General features: G+C 64.9%; 2 protein-coding genes and 1 pseudogene. 1 reads left to right on the top strand and 2 read right to left on the bottom strand.

Translation table 11 applies throughout. From position 1 onward, the window contains the following. Positions 1-167 (top strand): annotated as a pseudogene (locus EOA36_RS35240) (GFA family protein); the annotation flags it as partial. Here the strand turns inward: EOA36_RS35240 and EOA36_RS35235 are convergent. Beyond that, entirely contained in the window at positions 164-457 is a 294-nt protein-coding gene (locus tag EOA36_RS35235) for a hypothetical protein (RefSeq protein WP_127281217.1), read from the bottom strand. The pseudogene EOA36_RS35240 and the gene EOA36_RS35235 sit on opposite strands and share 4 nt — an antisense overlap. A gap of 148 nt (positions 458-605) precedes the next feature. Then, positions 606-1,486, bottom strand: an 881-nt coding sequence (locus EOA36_RS35230; RefSeq protein WP_281040110.1) for a transketolase C-terminal domain-containing protein, incomplete at its 5' end; no start/stop codon positions are given.

Here is a 1,486-nt window from a genome sequence, read left to right as displayed (position 1 = left end):
GGCGCGGCTTGCGCGCCAGCGATTCAGGCCGAATACGCATCGCCGTCAATGTGCGGCTGGCGCCACCCGAAGCCGTTGCCGACCTGCCGATCGACCATTTCGATGGCCTCGACTCTTTCGACGATTTGCCACGCGATGGTCGCTGCGTGCGCGATATGTGGTTTTAGAAGATGGTTCGCGGAACCTGGCGCTCGATAGCCGGAGACAGGCCATCGTTCCGGTTGCCCGACGCCTGTTCACGTGGATGCTCGGTCGTAACAGCGGGCTGAGGTGCGGCGTTGGGCACGACCACAAGCTGCGGCATCTGCTTGTAGGAAAAGCCGCCGCGGATACCGCCCATCTTGCCGGCGACAATCCCTGTCGCCGCCTTTTCAAGATTGCGGTCGTAGGGCGTCTCGGCGGCAGCCGGTACCACTATCACGGCCAAGAGGGCCGCGCCGTACAGAAGCGTCTTCATTCTCGTTGTCTCCCTGCCTGGCTGCTGTCTAGCAGGGCGCCGTTGAAAAACGGCCAAGGGACACGGTAAGCGAAACGCCAAACGGCAGCGTTAACAATGCGTTACGAAATCAAGCCGGCAAACTGAGTCAGGCTGTTCAGGTTTTGATTCAGGCGCGCTGGGCGCGGACAGTGTGGCCGAGGGCGGTGAAAACGGTGCGCACGATCCCGGCGGCGTCGAGTCCGGCGTCGGCATACATCTTTTCCGGCTTGGCGTGATCGGCGAACACGTCGGGCAGAACCAGCGGGCGTACCTTCAGGCCGCTCTCCAGCAATCCTTCTTGGGCAAGGAACTGCAGCACGTGGCTGGCGAAGCCGCCGATGGCGCCCTCCTCCACGGTGACCAGAACCTCGTGCGAGCGAGCCAGCCTCCGGATCAGATCCTGGTCGAGCGGCTTGGCGAAGCGGGCATCGGCAACCGTGGTGGAAAGCCCGGCCGCGCCGAGTTCCTCGGCGGCGGCAAGGCAATCCTGCAGCCTTGTGCCGAAGGACAGCAGGGCGACCTTGCTGCCTTCCCGGACGATGCGGCCTTTGCCGATGTCGAGAACCGAGCCGCGCTCCGGCATGTCGACGCCGACGCCGTTGCCGCGCGGATAGCGGAAGGCGATCGGCCCGTCGTCATAGCCGGCGGCGGTGCGCACCATGTGGCGCAGTTCCGCCTCGTCGGCCGCCGCCATCACCACAAAGCCCGGCAGGCTAGCCAGGAAGGTGGTGTCGAACGCGCCACAATGGGTGGCGCCGTCGGCGCCGACGAAGCCGGCGCGATCGATGGGGAAACGCACGGGCAGTTTCTGGATCGCGACGTCATGGACGACCTGATCGTAGGCGCGCTGCAGGAAAGTCGAATAGATCGCCGCGAACGGCTTGTAGCCTTCCGTTGCCAGGCCGGCGGCGAAAGTCACCGCATGCTGCTCGGCGATGCCGACATCGAAGGTCCTTGACGGGAACACCTCGCCGAACAGGTCAAGGCCGGTGCCACTCGGCATTGCGG

This window comes from Mesorhizobium sp. M8A.F.Ca.ET.021.01.1.1 (assembly GCF_003998025.1).
Taxonomy (GTDB): domain Bacteria; phylum Pseudomonadota; class Alphaproteobacteria; order Rhizobiales; family Rhizobiaceae; genus Mesorhizobium.
This window is presented reverse-complemented; position numbering and strand designations above follow the sequence as displayed.